This is a genomic window from Gammaproteobacteria bacterium (assembly GCA_019748175.1).
Classification (GTDB): domain Bacteria; phylum Pseudomonadota; class Gammaproteobacteria; order JAIEPX01; family JAIEPX01; genus JAIEPX01.
This window is the reverse complement of sequence record JAIEPX010000005.1, coordinates 1-22,328: the sequence shown is the minus strand read 5'-3', so window position 1 is coordinate 22,328 and position 22,328 is coordinate 1. Positions and strand designations below refer to the sequence as shown.

General features: G+C 40.1%; 17 protein-coding genes. 8 read left to right on the top strand and 9 right to left on the bottom strand.

Annotated elements, in window-relative coordinates:
* Positions 1 to 45 precede the first annotated feature (45 nt).
* The gene (locus tag K2X50_02670) at positions 46 to 2,517 is read right to left on the bottom strand and encodes a hypothetical protein (protein ID MBX9586140.1); all 2,472 of its coding nucleotides are present in this window, start codon (positions 2,515 to 2,517) and stop codon (positions 46 to 48) included.
* Between the two features lie 108 nt (positions 2,518 to 2,625).
* Between K2X50_02670 and K2X50_02665 the strand changes: the two genes are divergently transcribed.
* The gene (locus K2X50_02665; GenBank protein ID MBX9586139.1) at positions 2,626 to 3,180 is read left to right on the top strand and encodes a thioredoxin family protein; all 555 of its coding nucleotides are present in this window, start codon (positions 2,626 to 2,628) and stop codon (positions 3,178 to 3,180) included.
* A 25-nt stretch (positions 3,181 to 3,205) separates the two neighbouring features.
* Here the strand turns inward: K2X50_02665 and K2X50_02660 are convergent, their stop codons facing one another.
* The 4 genes from K2X50_02660 to K2X50_02645 all read right to left on the bottom strand — a co-directional run bounded on the left by K2X50_02660 (position 3,206) and on the right by K2X50_02645 (position 7,693).
* The gene (locus K2X50_02660; protein ID MBX9586138.1) at positions 3,206 to 3,784 is read right to left on the bottom strand and encodes a hypothetical protein; all 579 of its coding nucleotides are present in this window, start codon (positions 3,782 to 3,784) and stop codon (positions 3,206 to 3,208) included.
* A 21-nt stretch (positions 3,785 to 3,805) separates the two neighbouring features.
* On the bottom strand, positions 3,806 to 5,896 hold the full coding sequence (glyS, locus tag K2X50_02655) for a glycine--tRNA ligase subunit beta (GenBank protein ID MBX9586137.1): 2,091 nt from the start codon (positions 5,894 to 5,896) through the stop codon (positions 3,806 to 3,808).
* A gap of 1 nt (position 5,897) precedes the next feature.
* On the bottom strand, positions 5,898 to 6,806 hold the full coding sequence (gene glyQ / locus K2X50_02650) for a glycine--tRNA ligase subunit alpha (protein MBX9586136.1): 909 nt from the start codon (positions 6,804 to 6,806) through the stop codon (positions 5,898 to 5,900).
* A 77-nt stretch (positions 6,807 to 6,883) separates the two neighbouring features.
* Positions 6,884 to 7,693, bottom strand: coding sequence for a DsbA family protein (locus tag K2X50_02645; protein ID MBX9586135.1), 810 nt, complete (start codon positions 7,691 to 7,693; stop codon positions 6,884 to 6,886).
* A gap of 241 nt (positions 7,694 to 7,934) precedes the next feature.
* On the opposite strand from K2X50_02645, the gene K2X50_02640 reads away from it, so the two are divergent.
* The 3 genes from K2X50_02640 (at position 7,935) to rpoH (ending at position 13,714) form a co-directional block, all read left to right on the top strand.
* Positions 7,935 to 12,035: a hypothetical protein gene (locus tag K2X50_02640; GenBank protein MBX9586134.1), complete on the top strand. Its 4,101-nt coding sequence runs from the start codon at positions 7,935 to 7,937 to the stop codon at positions 12,033 to 12,035.
* A gap of 149 nt (positions 12,036 to 12,184) precedes the next feature.
* Positions 12,185 to 12,697 carry a hypothetical protein gene (locus tag K2X50_02635; protein ID MBX9586133.1) on the top strand — a complete coding sequence of 171 codons (513 nt, stop codon included), beginning with the start codon at positions 12,185 to 12,187 and terminating at the stop codon, positions 12,695 to 12,697.
* A gap of 162 nt (positions 12,698 to 12,859) precedes the next feature.
* Positions 12,860 to 13,714: an RNA polymerase sigma factor RpoH gene (gene rpoH, locus K2X50_02630; protein ID MBX9586132.1), complete on the top strand. Its 855-nt coding sequence runs from the start codon at positions 12,860 to 12,862 to the stop codon at positions 13,712 to 13,714.
* Positions 13,715 to 13,728: 14 nt separating this feature from the next.
* Here the strand turns inward: rpoH and ftsX are convergent, their stop codons facing one another.
* Genes ftsX through ftsY form a run of 3 tightly spaced genes read right to left on the bottom strand, consistent with a single transcriptional unit; the run spans position 13,729 to position 16,293 of the window.
* A complete protein-coding gene (ftsX, locus tag K2X50_02625) occupies positions 13,729 to 14,628 on the bottom strand; it encodes a permease-like cell division protein FtsX (protein ID MBX9586131.1) in 900 nt (299 codons plus the stop codon).
* Between the two features lie 20 nt (positions 14,629 to 14,648).
* Positions 14,649 to 15,308, bottom strand: a complete 660-nt coding sequence (locus K2X50_02620) for an ATP-binding cassette domain-containing protein (protein ID MBX9586130.1) — start codon at positions 15,306 to 15,308, stop codon at positions 14,649 to 14,651.
* Positions 15,295 to 16,293, bottom strand: coding sequence for a signal recognition particle-docking protein FtsY (ftsY, locus tag K2X50_02615; GenBank protein ID MBX9586129.1), 999 nt, complete (start codon positions 16,291 to 16,293; stop codon positions 15,295 to 15,297). Before ftsY ends, K2X50_02620 begins: the two co-directional genes overlap by 14 nt.
* A gap of 196 nt (positions 16,294 to 16,489) precedes the next feature.
* Here ftsY and K2X50_02610 point away from each other — a divergent pair, with 196 nt between their 5' ends.
* Genes K2X50_02610 through rsmD form a run of 3 tightly spaced genes read left to right on the top strand, consistent with a single transcriptional unit; the run spans position 16,490 to position 19,756 of the window.
* Positions 16,490 to 17,863, top strand: coding sequence for an insulinase family protein (locus K2X50_02610; protein MBX9586128.1), 1,374 nt, complete (start codon positions 16,490 to 16,492; stop codon positions 17,861 to 17,863).
* A complete protein-coding gene (locus tag K2X50_02605) occupies positions 17,853 to 19,178 on the top strand; it encodes an insulinase family protein (protein ID MBX9586127.1) in 1,326 nt (441 codons plus the stop codon). Before K2X50_02610 ends, K2X50_02605 begins: the two co-directional genes overlap by 11 nt.
* Entirely contained in the window at positions 19,175 to 19,756 is a 582-nt protein-coding gene (rsmD, locus tag K2X50_02600) for a 16S rRNA (guanine(966)-N(2))-methyltransferase RsmD (protein MBX9586126.1), read from the top strand. The genes K2X50_02605 and rsmD overlap by 4 nt, the downstream gene beginning before the upstream one ends.
* On the opposite strand, the gene K2X50_02595 is transcribed toward rsmD, so the two are convergent.
* Complete coding sequence (locus K2X50_02595; protein MBX9586125.1) at positions 19,698 to 20,579, bottom strand: nucleoside phosphorylase; 882 nt, start codon at positions 20,577 to 20,579, stop codon at positions 19,698 to 19,700. The genes rsmD and K2X50_02595 overlap by 59 nt on opposite strands.
* Before the next feature lie 258 nt (positions 20,580 to 20,837).
* Between K2X50_02595 and K2X50_02590 the strand changes: the two genes are divergently transcribed.
* Complete coding sequence (locus K2X50_02590; GenBank protein MBX9586124.1) at positions 20,838 to 22,205, top strand: L-serine ammonia-lyase; 1,368 nt, start codon at positions 20,838 to 20,840, stop codon at positions 22,203 to 22,205.
* Positions 22,206 to 22,328 lie beyond the last annotated feature (123 nt).

Here is a 22,328-nt window from a genome sequence, read left to right as displayed (position 1 = left end):
GACCCAACTGCATTATGAAGTCAACAATATTATAATATGTTATGGTCACTTTTTTAAATCGCCACCCGAAATTTTTGCTTCGCTCACTTCTTTCTCAATCGATTCTAATAACGGCGCATGATCATCCTCATGCCATTGTCGATTTTTTATCACTTTATATAAAAAATCTATCTGCGTTTTTATTTCTTTGACTCTATCGACATCTAAATTAGTTCCCTGATCTAGCACTTCATTAATCTTTTCAATTGCATCAAGTGCTGCAGTTGAACCCGTAATATCATTAACATCCATACGACGTTTAAAATATCTATCTTTTGTCAAAACTCGACTCACTCGCACCGCTTGATCAGCACTCTCATCAATTAACATTTTTTTTATCCCATCTAACGCCGAACTAATTTTTTTAGCTTGACCGGGATTTTGGATCAGATTTTTAAAGAAACCTATTTGAACCGCCACTTCTTTACGTCTTCCAGAATCTATATTTGAATTTTTTTCTAAAATATCTTCAATGTCCTTGATAATTTGAAAGGCTTTATCATTATCTGATTCCTCAGATTGCGCAACCTGAACCTCCTGCGTTTCCATTGGAACAACTTCTGGAATAGTCGGCTCAGGGAGTTTATCTCTTATATCTTTTACAGGCATCTCTTTTTCCGCGCGCTTCTTTCCTTGAACTTCTTGCAATTCAATTCCTTCCGACCTACCCGCCGATTCTGACATGGCTTCATTTTTATTTTCGCGAACTTCTGCTGATCCTGACTGACTTACTTGAACTCTCTGAATCTGTTCTTTGGTTGAGATTCCAGATTTAGCTGCTTTACCTTGAATCCCATAACTTCCCTCTAATTCTTTTCTAAAATCCCTACCACTTAAAACCCCCGATCTTTCTTTCAAAAAATATCCAGCATGCTCAGGGTGAGCAATCATATAGGTTTTAATATCTTCAATCGGCATATTATTAATTTGCGTATTAGCACCGAAAAGTATTTTCTTTAAAGCATCTACAGGACCGTTCACTTTAAACGGATCACCACCGCCTGAATCTCTGAATATTAATCCTAAAAGCATTTGATTATCACCTGAATAAATATTCATGAGCTCACGCTGGACCTTAGAGCGAGGATCAAGTAAAAAACGTGACGCATTCCAATCCAATAAGCTATTTTTTTCTCTAGGTGAACTAAGAATCCATTTTTTTACATCTTCATCCTTTGAGCTTTCTCTTATTACCTTCAGCATTTCATTTTGCAATAAAATTAGCCACTTGGGATCTTTAGATAATGAATCAAAAAATAATGTTGCCTGTTCTTGAATATATTCCAATTTCATAACAGGGCGTTCAATTCCTGGCAATATCTCTGAAACAAGTAACTCTGGAGTTAAATCTTGTAATCCTGTTCCCAAAGAATTCTTACCCACCAGTTTTAATTCAATTTCACCAGACACAGGAAAATCAATTTCATCCTCTGAATCATTACCCTTATCAAGAGGTGTAGCAAGAACCCATTTTTTTACCTCTTCGTCATTTGGATTTTCTCTGATTATCTTCCGCATTTCATTTCGCAATAAAATTAGCCCTTCGGGATCTTTGGATAACGAATCAGCACGCATCTGTATTTCATCTTGAATAAAAATCAATTTATCAATAGGGTTTTCAAGCTCGGGCAGAATCTCTGAAATAATCTTCTCTGGAGCTAAATGTTGTAATTTTTGTCCCGAAGAGGTCAACAATGATTCGATTTCAGCAATATCAAGCTCAACTTCTGCAACATTACCCTTGTCAAGTTTGTCTTTTGGAAAATACTTTTTAACCAGACTGGCATATTTCGCACCCTCTCTCAGATCAAGCAGATATAAAAATATCGGATCATTACCGCTTATTGATCCAAGCTGACGTGCCTTTGCAAATAAGGTATCAAACATATCTGGTGGTATTTCTTGATCATACATCACTGCCGCCAATGTCACAGCGGAATCAATTCCAGTAAATCCCAGATGTTCGATTTGAGCAATAATTGTTCTCAAATTGGCCAACGCCCCACCGAGGTTTCCATCTTTAAATAGATAGAGCATTGCTTCAACATCCGATTTTATCGAATTAAGATTTTCACTGACCGTAACATCCTTTTTTTCAGACAATGCAATTTTATGGAATGCATTAGCCAGATATATCAAAATAATCGGATCATTTTCTTTATTTTTGGCATCCTCTAATAATTTCTTAACAGCACCGCTAACAATTCCTTTGTTGATTTTTTCAACTTTCCCCAAATAATTTGTTAGGCGTCCTTTTAAATGAAGATCAACATCGTTTAGAAACGCTTTTAACATTTCTTTAGCTGCGTTATTATCCAAATTCTCACGGACTTTTGTTAACCTTTCTTTGAAGTTTCGATAATTCTTATCTAGTGGGATTATGCCTAGTTTAGCTGCCCACTCCCAAGTTCTTAAGCGCCTGTTGGCCATGTACCACAGTTCTTCTAGATCTCCAGACCATTGTCTACGCTGTTTCATACGCTACCCCCATACAGTGTTCTTCACAATTACAATTATAGACTATTGGCTAGATTCTGCCGCTGAAGGTAGAATAGTGAGGAAAGGATTGATTTACAGGAGAATACTATGTCACTAACGCCATCAAACATGATGCCTTTAGGCACCTCAGCCCCCAGCTTTTCTTTAAAAGATACTATTTCTGGAAAAACAATATCACTGGATTCTTTAAAATCGGACAAAGGAACAGTAGTAATGTTTATTTGTAATCACTGTCCATATGTGCAACATATTATTTCTCACGTAGTAGAAGTCGCAAAAAATTATCAAAAAAAAGGCATCGCTTTTATTGCAATCAACTCTAATGATGCTCAAAATTATCCTGCTGACGCGCCGAACAAAATGAAAGAAAATGCAATTGATCTTGGGTTTACATTCCCGTATTTATATGATGAAAATCAAGACGTAGCCAAATCCTATGATGCTGCATGCACTCCAGAATTTTTCGTGTTTGACAAAAAATTAGCTTGCGTGTATCGCGGACGATTTGATGATGCAACACCTAGCAATAAATCACCAGTCACAGGAAAAGATTTAACAGCAGCACTAGATCATTTACTATCCAATACACCCATTAATTCTGATCAAAAATCTTCGATCGGATGCAACATTAAGTGGAAGTAAAGGAGTGCTGGGTCACCCTATCACTTCAAGCAAAATCACAGGACCCAAACGGATCTGCATCATAAGATCCTGGATGCAATTCTTCACGAACATCTAATAAGGCACGCCCATTCATATCAGGACGAGACCATAATGTCATACCCATTCCCACGCTGATTGCGGCCTTGCCCAAGGTACCTGTAATAACAGCGGCAATTAACAAACTATTTACCACAGAACTAACGAACAAAGTACTCGCAACGACTGGAATTGTAACAGATAATAAAATGAAACTCGTAAAAATGGCTAAAATTCCAACGATAACCAGCATCTGACCGAGTTCATGTGTTGTAGGATAAGAATTTTCACAGTATTTCTTTAGCATCAGATTAAATTTATTTTCCCTTTTTTTATCTAAAGGCTTTTCAGCATAAGCAATCAGCGTTTCGTTTTCATCGTCTGAAATATCAACTTTTGCATGAATTTCATTTGCAGGTAACAATTTATGCACTGAACCCAAAGCATGCAGAGCGTTTTGAACCGCTTCTTGTAAAGCTGAATTTTGAAGCTTATTGATTCGATTATCGTAATTTTCATTCCCTGCAGCATCCACATTCTTCTTCATATCAACAGCCCCAATCTTCAATCATCCCTGCTCTGAGAGCAAGGATATATCTGCTATTTGTAAGAACATATTGCGAAGCTGTGAAAGAAGCAAAAGTCTATTATCACGTAGGCTTGGGTTTTCAGCCATCACCAGCACTTGATCAAAAAATTGATCCACAGGTGTTTGTAATGAGGCTAATTCTGTAAGAGCTTGATCATAATTACCTGATTGATAAAGGGAGGTAATTTCAGATTGTTTTGTGTTCATCAAATGAGCAAGATTTTTTTCAGCATCGTTTTCAAAAAGCTGTGGATTCACTTTTTCGAGATTGTTCGTTTGATTTTTTAAAATATTACTTACACGCTTATTCGCTGCGGCAAGCGATTTAGCTTCCGGCAAGGTTTTAAAATGTTGAACCGCTTTAATGCGTCCATCAAAATCCAAAGGATTGGTAGGGAATCGCGCATGTACAGCAGCAAAAATATCCGCAGAAACACCTTGTGCGCTGTACCATGTTCTTAAACGTTCCACAATGAAATTCAATGTCTCTTCTAAAACATTTTCATTTGGCAGTTTAACATGATAATGACTAACAGCAACTTCCAACAATTGACGCAGATCTAGCGATAATTTTTTTTCAATTGTGATGCGCAAAATTCCGAGGGCAGCACGACGCAATCCAAAAGGATCTTTATCGCCAGTAGGAGCCTGATTCACGCCAAAAATTCCCACTAAGGTATCTAATTTATCCGCTAAAGAAAGCGCACACCCTTCGAGTGTTTCCGGCAAAACATCGCCGGCAAATCGTGGCAAATAATGTTCACGAATCGCCAACGCAACATGTTGAGGTTCTTTAGCCAAAAGAGCGTAATAATGCCCCATGATCCCTTGAAGCTCCGGAAATTCACCGACCATTTTCGTCACTAAATCAGCTTTGGCGAGATGCGCTGCACGTTCTGCTTGTGAAGGATCCGCCTTAATAAGCTGCGCAATGGCCCGAGCCAATTGTTTATTTCGCTCGGTCTTTTCAAAAAGGCTACCTAATTTTGCTTGGAAAACAACTGATTTTAATTGCTCTACAAAAAGCTCAAGACTGTGCTTAATATCTTCTTGAAAGAAAAATTCAGCGTCAGATAATCGTGCACGAATCACTCGCTCATTACCCACGATTACAGAATTTTTATTAGTACTTTCAATATTACTAATCGTAATAAAATGTGGGAGTAATTTCCCCTCTTTATCTTGTACTGCGAAACTTTTTTGGTGCACTTGCATTGCACAAATCAAAGCTTCTTGTGGCACCACAAGAAATTTTGGATCAAATTTTCCTAATAATGCGACGGGCCATTCAACTAATCCTGTGACCTCATCCAGCAGCGCCTCATCAATAATGGGATTACCAAGGCTAGTCGCGCTCGCTTGAATTTTTTCTCGTATAGCATTTCTGCGGTCATTAAAATCGACAACCACCTTCGCTTCCAACAATTGCTTTTGGTAAGTAGAAGGCTCTTTTATAGCAATGCTACCAGGATGATGAAACCGATGACCATAGCTTTGCTGTGTCGGTATCACGCTCATTACAGGATCTTGAATCACCTCTTGACCAAACAACATCAAAACCCATTGAATAGGCCGAATAAATTGCGTCTCGTTCGCGCCCCAACGCATCGGTTTTGGAATCGGTAATTTTTTTAATGCCTCATTAACAATAGACGCAAGTAAAGACTGCGTGGCAGCACCCGGTTGTTGCTGTTCAAAATACAATCGCTCACCCTGATCGGTTTCTTTAAATGAAATGTCTTTCAAATCAACGCCACAGGATCGTGCAAATCCAAGAGCAGCCGGCGTTGGCTCTCCTTCTTGATTAAAAGCAGCTTGTTTTGCAGGGCCAAATCGCACTATGTGGCGAGTCGGTTGTTGATTGATTAATGCGCTGACGATAACAGCCATACGACGAGGAGTCGCATACCACGCAACAGATTCATGCTGTAATTCAGCTTGAATCAAGCCGTTTTTAATTCCTTCGCAAAAACTACTGGCTAAAATGGGCAGCATTTTCGCGGGCAATTCTTCGGTACCAATTTCAACGAGAAAATCTAGCGGTTTTTTGTCATGTTTAAAGATTGGCATTTTATTTTTCCTGCAATAATGGAAAGCCTAATTTTTCCCTAGCTTCATAATAACTTTGCGCAACGGCTTGCGTTAATTTCCGCACTTGCAGAATAAATCGCTGACGTTCAGTCACACTGATCGCACGCCGCGCATCCAATAAGTTAAAAGTATGCGATGCTTTTAAAGCCATTTCATAAGCGGGCAATGGTAAACTCAATGCAATTAATTCGTGACATTGTTTCTCATAATTTGAAAATAAGTGTTTTAAATGTTCGATATCGGCGTGTTCAAAATTATATTTAGACATTTCAACTTCGTTTTGATGGAAAACATCGCCGTAAGTCACTCGTCGGCCATTGCTTTCAGTCCACAAAACATCATACATACTTTCAACACCTTGAAGATACATCGCAATTCGTTCGAGACCGTAAGTAATTTCTCCCGTCACAGGTTTGCACTCCAAACCTCCGACCTGTTGGAAGTAAGTAAACTGTGTAATCTCCATACCATTTTGCCACACTTCCCAACCCAAACCCCATGCGCCCAGTGTAGGTGACTCCCAATTATCTTCAACAAAACGAATATCGTGTTCGAGAGGATCAATGCCTAATTCACGCAACGAATCTAAGTAAATTTCCTGAATATCGTTAGGTGATGGTTTTAAAATGACTTGGTACTGATAATAATGTTGCGCGCGATTGGGATTGGCACCATAACGTCCATCCGTCGGACGACGGCACGGCTGAACAAACGCTGCGGACCAAGGCTCAGGACCAATAGCACGTAAAAAAGTAGCCGGATGAAAAGTACCCGCTCCTACTTCAAGATCCAGAGGCTGAACAATCACACAACCTTGTTTAGACCAAAACTCATTGAGTCTTGAAATAAGTTCTTGGAAGGTTTTTGGTAAGGCTTTTAGTGTTGGCATCGGTCACTCGATTAAAAAGGGATCCTAGAACAATTGAAGGGGAAGAATATGGATCTTCCCCTCAAAAGAATTAGCGATTAACTACGTAATTTTGCAATGAGCGCTACCAACTCATCTTTAGATGTCGCACCTGGAACAAATTCTGTTTTACTGTAACTACGATTACTTAAAATAAATGCGGGTGTTCCCATCAAGCCCAGTTCACGTGCTAAACGAAAATTTTCATTGATTTGATCTTCCACTTCTTTAGATGACATATCTTTTTTGAGCTTGGTAACATCCAATCCAGATTTTTTAGCGACTGCAAAAATACTCTTTTCGTTTAATGGACCAGTGCTTGCTAACAGTGCATCATTAAATTTTGCAAACTTTTCTGCGCCTTGTTTGTTAGCTGCTATCACTGCTTTCGTTGCAATTTTTGAAGATTCACCAAAAATCGGAAGACCACGAATGACTACTTGAACTTTTGGATCTGCTTTAATGAGCTCACCAATAACAGGTGACATTGATTTGCAATGGCCACATTGGTAATCCAAAAATTCTACGATTGTTACGTCACCGTTAGTATTACCTAATGTCGGTGCTTGAGCAGCATTAAATAATGCCACCGCATTTTTTGCGATCGCATCTTTCGCTTTTGTTGACACTTCAGCCATTTGTTTTTGTTGAAGTGCTTTGGACGCTTCTATCAAAACTTCAGGTTTATTAACGAGGTAATCATGCACGACTTGCTCGATTTGTTGCTTTTGATCAGCGCTGAAATTAGCTGCTGGAGCAGGTGTAGCCGTCGGCGTCGCTGTAGCATCTGCTAACCATAAAAATAGAATAGTAATGCACCCTAGTCCAAGCGTAGATGCGGCACTAATAGCAATTTTGGATGTCTTCACGGTCAGTTCCTCGGTTAAGTTGGTAAAATGGTACCCTATCACGCTGTGCATTTAAGTCAAGTGCGAAACACTTATCCTAATAGAGATTGAAGCGCTCAAAAGCTATTGTATGTAACCCGGATAAAGATCTCCTCTACGGTCATTGATTAAGCTTTCTTTGCCTTAAAACAATGTTTAATGCTAGGATCATCACGCATGCAATCGAAAATTCTGTTTTTTTCTGACATTATAAGAGGCAAATATGCAAAAATGGACTGCTGACAAAAGCCAACAAAGCGGGCAAAGGAATGCTGAGGCGCTTACAGCTATTCAGAAGCTGAGAAATCATTCTAACCCAATCTGTCAACTTCAGGATTATCCAAATTTACTCAAAGACGCCCGACTCGCAGAAGCCTTTCAAAATAACAACAGTATTACGGCTTTGCATATTAAAACACCCTTATCAGAAGGAGAAATGGTCAGATTATGCGATCTGGTAGAGTCTAACCCAAGGCTTGTAAAAGTCGCCCTTTACAATAAAACCTTACCTTTAAAGGCAAAAACAAACACTACAAAAGAAAGTAGTATATCTGCGAGTTTGGAACAAAATGCATTAATGGCTAACCCACAAAACAAACAATTGTTTGATCCAGCCCAACAGAATGTCGTTATTGAAAACCCACGAATATTATTGTTTGATAGCTATTTCGCGGAATTGGCCTCCCATCAAAACATCACCACAATAATCCTTACTAACTATTTAACCCATTATTATCAAATAACTCGCCTAGCAAGAATTCTAGCTATCAACACACGTATTTTGAAAATTTCCTTACACAAATTTGCGGAATTCGGATGGGAACATGAAGAAGAATCAAAATCTCAATTATTTGGCACTAGAGGATCCGATGATACATTACAATCTACTGTGGCAAGGCTGTTTTCTTCATTAAAGTTCAATGCTTCACTGGTCGAAGTTAATCAGGGAAGAACTAACTGTCTAAAGGTACCGCCTAATATCTCCTCCGAGCAAATTAGTGCTCTTATAAGTTGCTTACAATCTCCTTATAAAATTGAGAAACTAGAGCTAAGTGAAATACAACCAGAAATTTTTCAGCGCGTCCTACCAAACTGCACAATAACTCAATTACATTTTTCATGTGATATCGAGCGCAAAGAATATAAGCCTATTGCCGAACTTCTAGAAAATAATCTCAGTATTCAAGAAGTCTCCCATGGCACACAACCGAGTTATGTTGAGAAGCTATCAAACCAAGACTCTACGTATAATGCAGGAATTCCCAACCAATTAAAGGTTAATAAATTCTTACACTCGTTTGAAGAAGGCGGTACTACTCAAAGAATTCTCGCCGAAGATCTCACATTTAATCCTTTCAAATCGAATATATTTGTTAGGAAACTGGAAACATGCCGAGCTGTAAGGCATATTCACTTTCAAAAATTAACAATGCCTGAACCTGAATTATTTGAGATTTTTTGCGCTCTTGAAAGAAGTGGATGCTCTTCATTAAGATCACTAATAATTTCTGACATGCAACTCTCACCTCGTGTGATTAAAAAGATTATTGATATTGTTAGCAATCATCCCAATTTTACAATACTTCAACTCATTTCAGTTGGTTTCGGTGATTCTGACATACCGTTATTGACTCAGTGGCTAAAAAACAATCCTCCCCTGACTGTGCTAAATTTACACGGCAACCTCATCGGTAACGACGGCATTAATTCCTTGTGTCAAACATTAGAAACGAACAAACGGGTTTCAAGCCTTTACCTCGGCGGAAACCGATTTGATACGACGGCTTTACCTGCAATTACACGCTTATTATCACAAAACAGTTATATCGCCCGTTTAAATTTGCAATCTAGTTGTTTACTCGAAAATGATGTTAAATCATTTATCGACACTCTTAAAAAAAGCAATTATTCAATTGTTGATCTTAAAATTAGCCACCATACCTATAAAAATACTTATAAGGTAGGCGGCTATAATGGTCAACAGGTTGTAACAGCCTATAAAAAACAATTTACTGATATGATAGACAAATTTGTTGCTCGAAACGCTGAAGAACGCGCTAAATTATTCACACATGTCAGACGAAACGAAATACCTCAAGTTCGAAAAATGTTTGCTAATCGAGTAAGCCCACTGTGTACTGACGACAACGGCGATACCTCACTACACGTTGCACTAGTACAACAACCTTTTAGTTTTGAATTAGTCGAGTGCCTTATAAAATGTGGCTGTCATCCTCTGTTAGTCAATAAAGCTGGGATTGCATCCATCGACTTACTTCCCGCCGATTCTTCTGCTGAATTAGTTCAACTTTTTCAAAACCCACAATTTTATTTTTCTTCAAAAACGCCAACCAAAGGCGGTGAATCCGATCTCAAAAAAATAAAAAAAGAAGCTGCTCCTCCAAAAGGAAATATGCGAATGGATCAATTTTTAGCGCCACAAAATTCACAATCAAAAGCAGCACCTAAAAGAACTCTTGACTCTAACGATGAAGCAGGTGAACAAGCCTTGGAGAAGCCGGGCGAAATTAAACAAGCAAAAATAACTCCAAATACCATTGAAACCTCTCTCTATAATCAATCTCAAGCAATTAAAACTGCCTATTTTGCCACATTAAATAATCAGAGCGGTTTATTAGGACAATGTATAAAAGATATGGATCCATTACATCGATACCAAGATGGCAATTCTCTTTGGCATATCGCAGTAACACACAGTGCATATGATTGTCTCCATGTAGTATATCGTCACAAAGAATCTGCAAAAATCACTAATTTATTTTTACAATTACCTCTTCATCTCGCCTGCTTACACATTGATATTGCTGGATCCATTGAATTAGTAGATTTTGTTTTATCCGCCAATCCACAAGCTGCTAATGCTGTCGACGCCTTTGATCAAACTCCATTATTTTGTCTGACAGGTGGATTTAAAGATTCAAACTATAATCCTCATGCTGATCGAATTCGCGCTGAAGCAGCCGTAATATTATTATCACATGGCGCTAACCCAAATCACATTGTTGACGATCTCAACAATCAACGGGCTCAATGTTCAATTTTGCAAAAAGCAATCTCTCGTGGATTATACAAACTTGGAAAAGTAATAATGACCTCACCTCAGTGTAATTTAGCACATGTTGATTCTGCTGGTTGGAGTGCATTGCATTATGCTGTATTTTTCGGCCAAATTGAGATCTTAGCTCGACTTCTGATTCAACCCAATGTTGATTTCAATAGCACTAACATTGAAGGGAGAACTCCGCGTCAAATGGCGCGCGATCATCAATTTGCACCCGGCCAAAAAAATAGCGCATCCCTAAAAGGACAAATCGAAGCATTATTTGAAGCCCGCTCTCAACAACGATTATTTTCTCTTGCAAGTGATGTGCACTGGGTAAAAAACCTCACCATACGATTCGGTTGCCGTTTTGGGCGAAATCAAGAGTTAGTTCAATCATTCAACGAAGAACATGCGCTTTTACAAAATGAGGTTCGCGCACAAATGAAAAGCGAAGGTAATTATCTTAGCGCAAGCCTTACCTTCATAGTTTCAAAAGGGGAACACCAACCAGGCAGTGACTTGCCTCGAGTAGCCGTTAAAGTGAATATGACATTCACACCGAAATATCATCCCACACATGCGTGGCAATCCGAAGAAATTATCGAAAAACCCAATTCCACTTCAACATTTAAAAAATTTAAGCGTAGTCCGGATGCGCGGGACCGAATTCTTGCGCGATTTGATGCGGCACCAGAGGACATAAAAAGTACCGCAGTTGACAATGTTAATAACGCTGGGCGACCACTAAGCAAAGAAGGTATCGAAAAATTATTTCGATCAGAAGATTCTTCTGCTGACGAATACGATTTTGAAAAACATTTTCATCATTCTGAGCCGGCATTATTTGATCATTTGCAACAACCCCACATTATAAAACATATTCTAGATGCTCTTCACGCTAATATACAGTTTTCCAGAGGCTGCAAAATATACGCAGTTGTGCTCAATGCCTTTTCAAAAAATTACCTATGCCCTGATTGTATGGTCGCAACGATGGGTTTTCAGAATACAAAACAAGGTGAATTTTTTAAATCATTAAAAACTGAGCTTCGTGATATTGGTTGCGTATTCCCCCTTAAAAGTCCTCTTCGTTCAATTACACTTTTTAGTGCGCAACAAAATTATAAACAACCTCGAAAATCTGCCGACGAACACGAAAACACTGTGATCGACATTAGAGCGTATCCAAACAATCAAATTTTAAGTCAAGATGCCACAGCCATACAGCCTACCTCTACCGTATACACTTCAAGGAAATAGCTTTAACTGATAGGCGCGATTAAATCCCTACTTCACTGCATTGGGGAACCCGGCAAAATCCTCGGTAGTAAGCTATAATTTAGGGTAGGGAGATGTTCACACCTAGCTTTGGTGTGTTCTTCTGTAACTATCACTTTAAGGAGGGAATTATGAAAACTCAATTAGCATTAGCAGTGCTGCTTGCAGTATGTACTGTCTCTGTACAGGCTCAACAGTCTACGGGAAGCAGTTCAAGTGGGGGTTCAAGCTCAGGAGCTAGTCCAAGTTCAACCGTAAATGCCGGCAAAAGCCAATCTGGACCAGCTAAAGATGAGCCTCCAGCCCAAAAACCACAAAAAGTCGCGTATGCGAGATGCTGCGTTCCTCCCGGTGGAGACGGCACATCAGAAAAACCCTATAGCTCATTCGCAGAGGCAGATGCGGACAAAAGTTGGAATAAATTATCGGTCATGCCTACACAAGGTGACCTAGACAAAATGGGTAGCGACACACTTCAGTCACAAACTGATGAAAAGGGTTCTGTAAACGTCAATAAAGCTCCAACCTTTACTCCGCCTCCAAGAAGCACTCAAACCACGTTGTCTGGCCGAGTCATTGAAACCATTGGCACTAGCAATATCTTCGATTGCAAATGTGCTCCGCCCAGCGCTCCTGGTAAATAGTCCTGAAGGGGTCAGATCTAAGCTTGATGTGACCCCTTACCCTCACCTGTTCATTCTACCTTTACTAGGTAAAAATACGCACTTTTACAGCAATAAAAAGCTAGCACTCTCCAGCAAAGACTGCTAAAATGGGTCAATTCAATTAGAGTCCTGGAGAAGTCTATGTCAAATAGTCTACAGAAATTGGAGTTAGCGGTCCCAATGGGGAGCCTAGAAAGCTATATTCATTGGGCCCAACAAATCCCTTTGCTGACCGCTGAAGAAGAGATAGAGCTGGCGCTTCATTTTGCTAAAACTGGCGACCACGAAGCCGCTCGACGTATGATTATGTCCCACATGCGATATGTTATCAGTGTGGCTCGCGGTTATCTAGGCTATGGCCTCGCTTTATCAGATCTTATCCAGGAAGGCGCGATTGGCTTAATGAAAGCCGTAAAACGTTTTGACCCCACCAAAGGCGTACGATTAGTTTCGTTTGCTATGCATTGGGTCAAAGCCGAAATTCACGAATTCATCTTACGCAACTGGCGTATTGTCAAAGTAGCTACCACCAAAGCTCAACGCAAACTTTTCTTCAATCTGCGCAAAGCTAATAAAGTACGCGATTGGTTAAGTTGTAGTGAAGTGAAACTGCTTGCGCATAAACACGACGTTAAAGAAATCGAAGTGTCTCGTATGGAGGAAAGACTTCATGGCCGCGATGTCGCTTTTGATCGCGCTTCTAATGATGACGACGACATATCAGCGCCCGCTGAATTTCTAGAGTCTCATCAATTCGACCCAGCCCACGCTGCTGAGTCACGTGATTGGTCATCACAACGGGAGCAATCACTTCACTCAGCCTTAGCTGAATTAGATCCGCGCAGTTTGGACATTTTACAACATCGTTGGTTAAATGATAGCAAGTTGACTCTGCACGATTTGGCTGCAAAATATAATGTTTCAGCAGAACGCATTCGACAGCTTGAAAAACATGCCATGATGAAAGTGAAAAAAGTGATCGAAGAAGCGGCTTAACTAGATCTGCCCTTTTATCCGAAATCTCGTGATGCGACAACAGCGCCAACAGTTCCCAATACTCCACTGGCCAAGCATAAAACGATACCTTGTACAAAACCAAAATCGGTTAATTGAAAAGTACTTTGATATAATGCTGCTAAATTATCGACATTCGGCAATAACCACAACAAAATCGAATTGACGACAACCCATGTTAACATTCCTGCAGTAAGTCCGATAAATAATCCTGAAATTAAAAAAGGTGCGCGAATAAAAAGACTATTGGCACCGACCAATTGATAAATCTCAATTTCATGTCGATGTTTTTCTAACGTTAATTGAATGCTATTACTGACGATGAGAATTCCTCCGACTATCAATAAAATGCCCAAAATAAAACTGAGTTTCTTTAAAGTGGACAACATGCCTTGCAATCGTTGCAACCACAAACTATCAATTTGCACTGTCTCTATAATAGGATTAGGGGCAAGGGTCGCTTGAAGTTTTTTTGCTGTTTCACTCAAATTTTCAGTAGGTTTGAGTTTAACCGCAATAACACCCGGCAACGGATTATTCGGGAGTGTTTGCAAAACGCTCTGCAAATTAGATTGCTGAGCCATTTCTTTTAACCCCTCTTCAGGTGAAATATAATGAATTTCGGCCACACTGAGATCTTTATGCAGTTGCGCCATGAGATTTTCGATATCGCTTTTTTTTGTTTCAGATTTTAAATAAACACTCACTTCCGTACTATTGTACCATTGATGACTGACCTTATTTAAATTAGCCGTCACTAACCAAAATAATGCCGGTAAACTCAGCGTAGCTGTCAGCAACAACACTGTCACCAAATTCGCCAATCGATATTGAGCAATACGGTCAAGGCAAATTGTGAGAATATTATACAGTTGTTTTAAGCCTTGATGTTTCATCAATACACTCCATTAATAATTTAATCACAACTGACCAATCTACCTTGATTTAAATGCAATACGCGGTACTGATTTTCATCAATCAACGATAAATTGTGTGTAGCGATTAATACGTTTGTTCCGATACGATTAAATTCAGTAAATAAATTTATAATTTCATTAGCAAGATCTGGATCAAGATTTCCTGTGGGTTCATCGGCCAATAAAATTGTTGGGCGATTAACAACAGCCCGTGCAATATTAGTTCGTTGTTGTTCTCCCAACGATAAATTACTACAAAGTACTTTTTCTTTATTTAACAAACCCACTTTATCTAACGCAGCTCGAACACGGCGCGGAATTTCTTTGGTGGGAGCACCATTAATCACTAAAGGTAAAGCAACGTTTTGAAAAGCAGTCTGATCAAGAAAAAGCATTGGGGATTGTAAAATAACGCCCATCCTACGACGTAGGAGTGGCTTGGTCTGACGATGAAGATTGGCAATAGCATGATGACCTAACCATACTTTACCCACTGAACAATCTTCTAACAAGGCGATAATTTTTAATAATGTGCTTTTGCCGGCACCGGAATGCCCTGTCACATAAGCCATCTCGCCATCCTTGAGCTCAAAAGAGACCTGCTTTAAGGCAACATGCCCATTAGGATACTCTTTAGTTACATGTTCAAACCGAATCATGTTTTTCCTCCGATTGAGGTGTGAATAATGCCTCAATAAAGGCATTACTGTCAAAAACCTGAAGATCTTCCGCCGATTCACCAACGCCAATAAAACGAATGGGCGTCGCTAATTGCTTTGCAATGGCAAAAATAATTCCGCCTTTTGCGGTACCATCTAATTTTGTCAGAGTAATTCCCGACACTTTGACTGCTTCAAAAAAAAGCTTTGCTTGTTGCAGACCATTTTGTCCTACCGTTGCATCAAGCACAAGCATGACTTCATGAGGCGCATTAGGATCCAGCTTCGTTAATACACGTTTAATTTTTTTGAGTTCTTCCATCAAGTGAGTTTGTGATTGCAAACGTCCCGCTGTATCCGCGATTAAAATATCGACTCCGCGCGCTTGCGCTGCTTGAAGAGCATCAAAAATGACCGAAGCGCTATCAGCACCCGGCTGCTGTGAAATCACTGGCACATTATTGCGCTGTCCCCATACTTGCAATTGTTCTACTGCAGCCGCACGAAACGTATCTCCTGCAGCAAGCATCACTTGTTTACCTTCATCCGTAAATTTTTTCGCCAGCTTACCGATGGTGGTTGTCTTACCCGAACCATTCACGCCCACCATTAAAATTACCGTCGGCTTTTGGGTTTCATTCAAAATCAGCGGAGCCGAACAGGGTTTAAGCACATCCGCAAGAATATTTTTGAGATGAAGTAATAATTGTTGAGGATCATTAAGATCTTCTCTCGCAATTTGTTGCGTCAATTGTTTAATAACTGATGTGCATACTTCCATACCCACGTCTGCAAGCAACAACTGAGTTTCGATATCGGTGAGAAGAGTGGCATCGATAACTTTTTTGCCCAAAAAAAGCGTGGATAACCCGTCCGTCAGTTGATGACGTGTTCTTTTAAGTCCCGATCGCAAACGTGCAAAAAGTCCCGTTTTTTCCGGATTCGCATCATTTTGATCTTTATTTGATTTTAAAAATCTTAGCATCGTGTTTTGCCTCAACACCGTTCTACAAGAGTATATTTTCACAGAGACTCACCCTTGGGTGAAAGCTCCACCCCCGGGTGGGTCGCATTGCACGTAGAGAGAGGTCTGGCTGGACTTTCTTACAAGTGCCTGTGATGCTACACTGTCCGGCCTTAAGTCTCAATGTTTATGCAATTCTCAAGTTTAGCGAGGAATTATGAAAAGCTTTTTACAGTATACTGGTTTAGCAACTTTATGCGCATTATCACTCGGAGCAGACGCCAAGGTTCACGAATATCAATTAGACAATGGCCTTCGCATTCTCGTAAAAGAAGATCATCGTGCCCCTGTTGTAATCTCTGAGGTCTGGTACAAAGTTGGATCAAGTTACGAACCGTTAGGCATCACCGGAATTTCTCACATGCTTGAGCACATGATGTTTAAGGGCACCAAAAAATTTGGCCCTGGACAACTTTCTACGATTGTCTCAAATAATGGCGGTCAACAAAATGCTTTCACTGCCGATGATTACACGGGTTATTATCAGTTATTTGAAAAAAGCAAATTACCCATCAGTTTTGAATTAGAAGCCGATCGCATGCAAAATCTCATTTTTGATCAAGCAGAGTTTACTAAAGAACATCAAGTTGTGATGGAAGAACGCCGCTTACGCACAGACGATGATCCACAATCACTCACCCTCGAACGATTTATGGCGGCAGCTCACATTTCGAGTCCTTATCATCATCCCATCATTGGTTGGATGAGTGATATTAATCAGCTTACGCTTGCCGATCTCAAATCGTGGTACGAAAATTGGTACGCACCCAATAATGCAACGGTTGTCGTAGTAGGCGATGTTGTTCCTGATGAGGTTTTTGAATTAGCCAAACGCCATTTTGGTTCAATACCCGCTAAAAATTTCACACCCGTAAAAGAGACACCTGAAATTGTGCCTCTAGGGAAGCGTGAAATTGTCGTTAAAACACCTGCTAAATTACCTTGGCTTGTCATGGGCTATAATGTCCCCACAGCAAAAACTGCAAAAGAACTTTGGGAAGTTTATGCATTGGACGTGGTAACAGGGATTTTAGATGGTGGTCGTAGCGCACGATTTGAAAAAGAAATAGTACGAGAAAAAGAAATCGCTAGCTCCATTAGCGCAGGTTATTCACCTTTTGATCGTCTCGATTCATTACTAACAATCAGCGCAACCCCTGCAGCAAAACATAACGCTGCTGATGTAAAACTCGCGATCTTAAATCAAATTGAAAAACTCAAAAAAGAGTTAGTCACGCCCAGTGAATTAGCACGTGTAAAAGCACAAGTTGTGGCGCAAAAAATTTACAAAAAAGATTCAATTGCTGATCAGGCCTATGAAATTGGGGGCCTAGAATCAGTAGGATTATCTTGGCGTTTAAGCGAAGACTACGTTAAAAATATTCAGGCTGTAACTCCAGCACAAATTCAAAAAGTGGCTAAAAAATATTTGATTGAAGATAGACTGACGATCGCTGTTCTAGAACCTTTACCACTAACAGGTAAAGAATCGCAAGCACCTTCAACTGCCGGAGAAGGTCATGTTCACTAAACGAGTATTAACGGTAATTTGGATGACTATTATGACTACAATTGTTTCAGCACAACCGACAAATCGACAAGTTGTTCCCATTGAACATTGGCAAACAAAAAATGGAATCCCTGTTTATTTTGTGTCTATGCATGAAATTCCTATCATTGATGTGAGCGTTGTTTTTTCCGCAGGCTCATCATTTGATGGCGAACATGGTGGCATTGCTACATTAACTAATGCGATGCTGGATGAAGGCACTAAACTTCATAGTTCAGATGAAATTGCTCAAGCATTCGAAGATGTCGGGGCTCAATTTAGATCCGGTGTCGAATTAGATTATGCGACTGTCTCTCTGCGCAGTATGTCTGACAAAAAATTTCTAGATCCTGCCGTCAATGTATTCACTGATGTGATCAATAACCCGACTTTTCCTCATCAAGATTTCAAACGATTACAACAACAAGTTCTACGTGCTTTGCAAGAACAAGAGCAAGAACCTGGAACTATCGCGGAACATGCTTTTTATTCAGCACTTTACAATAACGGCCCCTATTCAGAACCTTCTTTAGGTACTGTTGAAACCGTACGCCAATTATCAGCTGAAGATCTCATTCGTTTTTACAAACATTATTATACCGCTACGAATGCACACATCGTTTTAGTCGGTGACATCAGCCGTCCAGAAGCTGAAAAATTAGCTCAAAAAATTGTCGGAGATTTAGCACACGGCGATAAGAAAAACGTTCTGAACTTATCAGATTTATCTCATAGTTCATCTGTAAAAAATATTCGCTTCCCTTCCGCTCAAACTCATATTCTTATTGGCCAACGTGCGATACCTAGACTGTCGCCCGATTATTTTCCGCTCAGTGTAGGCAATCAAATTCTTGGGGGTGGAATTTTAACATCACGATTATACAAAACTGTGCGTGAAAAAGGCGGGCTAGCGTATAGTGTTTATAGCTATTTTGATGCCACGAAATTGCAAGGTCCCTTTATGATTGGATTACAAACTCGCAATGAACAAGCCAAAAATGCAATCAAAATTGCGCGTGAAACTCTAGCTGATTATATTTCTCACGGCCCTTCAGAAGAAGAACTTGATGAAGCCAAAAATAATCTTATCAATGGATTTGCGCTTCGATTAGCGAGCAATAAAGCCATTTTGGCCAATGTTGTCAATATCACAACCTATGGTTTGCCGCTCGATTATTTAGATACCTATCGTGATCATGTGCGCAAAGTTTCTGCGCAGGACATCAAAGCTTCGTTTCAGCGTCACATTAACCCTAAAAACCTAGTGACAATTACCGTTGGAAATAGCATCTTTTGAACGACAATCAACTTCGCATAATCGGCGGTCGCTGGCGTGGCCGTCGCATTTCTTTTCCTGATAGTGCAGGTTTGCGTCCAACCGGTGATCGAATTCGCGAAACCCTTTTCAATTGGCTACAAAACGATATTCAAGATGCTCATTGTTTAGATTTATTTTCAGGAAGCGGTGCGCTTGGATTTGAAGCCTTATCTCGCAGTGCAGCTTCTGTTACTTTCGTTGATCAAAATGCTGAAGTGATTAAATACTTGCATTCCACAGCTGAAAAATTATCCGCAAAAAATATTAACTTGATTCATGATGCAGCGCCTTCTCAGTCACTCAGCAAAAAATTAGCTAACCATCAATTTTCTATTGTGTTTATTGATTCACCTTTTCATCAGGGTCTCATTGAAAAATGCTGTGCCTGGTTAATCGAGTCGAATCTATTATCCAAAAACGCCTTAGTTTACATTGAAGCCGAGCGTGAGCTTTCCCCTCTCCCCATCCCGGCTGATTGGGAAGTTCTAAAATCTAAATTCACTGGGCAGGTGGGATACCATTTGGTTCGCTCAGTTTTTCAATTAAAAAACGAATAGTTTTATCAACGGACTCTTCTGGGGTTTTGCTGTATTCTTGTGCAGCACGATTGGCAACCACTACGCAGGCAGAAGATGCGCGGTGCCCTAATACTTTTGCTAAAGCAAAAATCGCCGCAGTTTCCATTTCAAAATTTGTCATGTTGAGTTGTTGTAATTTTTCGATAAAATCCTTTATTTTAAGCTGAGCGCGAATTACTCGACCTTGTGCCGCATAGAAACCGCCCGTGGTTACTGTGGTTCCGATAATAGCTTCGCTTCCTCTAAATAAATTTGTTAATGCGGCATCACCCTCAACGACGTAGCACTGTTGAATAGCAGGATGGCCTTCAAATTTATCGATAATAGCTTGCCTGAAACGTGTTTCATCGTTGTTGTAGTTGATATCGTAAAAATTTGCCAGCCCATCCAAACCTAATGCTCGTTCTGAAACAACAATACTATCAATAGGAGTATTTTTTTGAAGTGAACCACAAGTGCCAAGACGAATAATTTGAAGACTTCTGATATCAGACTTGACGGTGCGAGTTTTAAAATCAATATTGGCCAACGCATCCAATTCATTCATGGCGATATCGACTCCACCAACGCCCATCCCGCTGGAAATAACGCTAATGCGTTTGTTGCCTACGTAACCGGTGTGCGTTACTAGTTCCCGTTTTTGTTTTCTGATTTCAATGCGATCAAAATAGCGTGATACTAGAGGGACTCTGTCAGGATCACCGACAAGGATCACACAATCAGCTAAATCTTCCGGCAACAAATTCAAATGATAGATACTACCATCCTTGTTTAATATGAGTTCGGATTCAGAAATGCGCATAAAATGTCCTCTAGTGTTAGCGGTTACCTATTCACCCAAAATTTCCAGTCCAACTTAGCATAAAATACCAAGGCTTCCAATGATAGGGGCACATCTTGAGTATGGCAATCATTGATCACCACATACGCCTCGGCCTAGTGGGCAATATTTTGCGTTATCGAGCATCTGACAATGTCTCGAAGTCAGCAGGGTAGGCATAGACAATAGAGCGTGGTACGCTCTTGTCTCCTTTTAATTAATTGTTGATTGAGGCAAGTGATGGATATCAGTGTATTTGATTTATTTTCGATTGGGATTGGCCCTTCGAGCTCACATACGGTTGGCCCCATGTCGGCCGCCAATGCATTTGTAAAAAAACTTAGCGCTGAAAATAAGCTCGAGCAAGTACAATCGATTCAAATTGAACTTTTTGGTTCATTGGCGCTTACGGGCGAAGGCCACGGCACCGATAAGGCTGTATTACTCGGCCTTGAAGGATATTCTCCTGATCTCGTCGATCCTGCGTATATCGTGCCTCGTTTCCTTACAATTTGTAATGAAGAACATCTCAATTTAAATAATACAAAAAAAATAAAATTTTCAAAAAACGCGGATATGCTTTTCCATGACGACCCTCTTCCTAAACATCCTAATGGTTTGCAATTTACAGCGAAGGATCAAAATAATTCTGTTTTATCGAGCGAAATTTATTACTCAGTGGGCGGTGGTTTTATTGTTACGGATGCGGAATTTGATCACGAACCTTCTCACAATAATAAAACACCTTATTCTTTCGATACGGGCGCACAATTACTCTCACATTGCCAAAAAGAAAATATTACTATCGCTGAATTAATGATGGCCAACGAATCTGTTTGGCGCTCTGAAAATGAAATTCGTGAACGATTACTTTCTATCGCTGAAATTATGCATAACTGCATTCAAAAAGGCTGTGAAACAAGAGGAATATTACCGGGCGGTCTTAATGTGAAACGTAGAGCTGCGGACCTTTATGAACGAATATCTAATAAAGGAAAGCCTCATCATCATCACCCTGAAATGATGAACTGGATCAATGTTTATGCCATGGCTGTTAATGAAGAAAATGCGGCGGGTGGTCGTATCGTCACGGCACCGACAAACGGTGCTGCAGGAATTATTCCAGCCGTTTTAGAATATTACCGCGTTTTTTTTGAAGATGTGTCAGAAAAAAATATCATTGATTTTTTACTCACAGCGGGTGCCATTGCTATATTATATAAAAAACGCGCATCGATTTCGGGTGCAGAAGTGGGTTGCCAAGGTGAAGTGGGTGTGGCTTGTTCGATGGCTGCTGCAGCTTTAACGGCGGTACGCGGTGGTTCTGTCATTCAAGTTGAAAATGCGGCGGAAATTGGGATGGAACACAATCTAGGTCTGACTTGTGATCCCGTTCATGGATTAGTACAAATTCCTTGCATAGAAAGAAATGCGATGGGTGCAGTTAAAGCAATCAATGCCTCAGGACTCGCACTCGCAGAAACAGGTGCAAATTTAGTATCACTCGACAAAGTCATTGCCACCATGAAACAAACAGGTAAAGACATGTTAAGCATTTATAAAGAGACCGCCAAAGGCGGTCTGGCTGTGAATGTACCTGAGTGTTAGCCTGGCTCTAGCCTTATACAAAAACAAATTCCGAAAAGGCTGTCGCGAGATGCTTCCTTTTTTATATTTAGGGGGGAGAATCACGATTCTCTCCCCTAAAACCCCTCATCGTGAAAGGAAGCT

Coding starts and splice junctions, on each gene's coding strand:
- K2X50_02670 (MBX9586140.1), bottom strand. CDS start 2,517: ATGAAACAGCGTAGACAATGGTCTGGAGATCTAGAAGAACTGTGGTAC.
- K2X50_02665 (MBX9586139.1), top strand. CDS start 2,626: ATGTCACTAACGCCATCAAACATGATGCCTTTAGGCACCTCAGCCCCC.
- K2X50_02660 (MBX9586138.1), bottom strand. CDS start 3,784: ATGAAGAAGAATGTGGATGCTGCAGGGAATGAAAATTACGATAATCGA.
- glyS (MBX9586137.1), bottom strand. CDS start 5,896: ATGCCAATCTTTAAACATGACAAAAAACCGCTAGATTTTCTCGTTGAA.
- glyQ (MBX9586136.1), bottom strand. CDS start 6,806: ATGCCAACACTAAAAGCCTTACCAAAAACCTTCCAAGAACTTATTTCA.
- K2X50_02640 (MBX9586134.1), top strand. CDS start 7,935: ATGCAAAAATGGACTGCTGACAAAAGCCAACAAAGCGGGCAAAGGAAT.
- K2X50_02635 (MBX9586133.1), top strand. CDS start 12,185: ATGAAAACTCAATTAGCATTAGCAGTGCTGCTTGCAGTATGTACTGTC.
- rpoH (MBX9586132.1), top strand. CDS start 12,860: ATGTCAAATAGTCTACAGAAATTGGAGTTAGCGGTCCCAATGGGGAGC.
- ftsX (MBX9586131.1), bottom strand. CDS start 14,628: ATGAAACATCAAGGCTTAAAACAACTGTATAATATTCTCACAATTTGC.
- K2X50_02620 (MBX9586130.1), bottom strand. CDS start 15,308: ATGATTCGGTTTGAACATGTAACTAAAGAGTATCCTAATGGGCATGTT.
- ftsY (MBX9586129.1), bottom strand. CDS start 16,293: ATGCTAAGATTTTTAAAATCAAATAAAGATCAAAATGATGCGAATCCG.
- K2X50_02610 (MBX9586128.1), top strand. CDS start 16,490: ATGAAAAGCTTTTTACAGTATACTGGTTTAGCAACTTTATGCGCATTA.
- K2X50_02605 (MBX9586127.1), top strand. CDS start 17,853: ATGTTCACTAAACGAGTATTAACGGTAATTTGGATGACTATTATGACT.
- K2X50_02595 (MBX9586125.1), bottom strand. CDS start 20,579: ATGCGCATTTCTGAATCCGAACTCATATTAAACAAGGATGGTAGTATC.
- K2X50_02590 (MBX9586124.1), top strand. CDS start 20,838: ATGGATATCAGTGTATTTGATTTATTTTCGATTGGGATTGGCCCTTCG.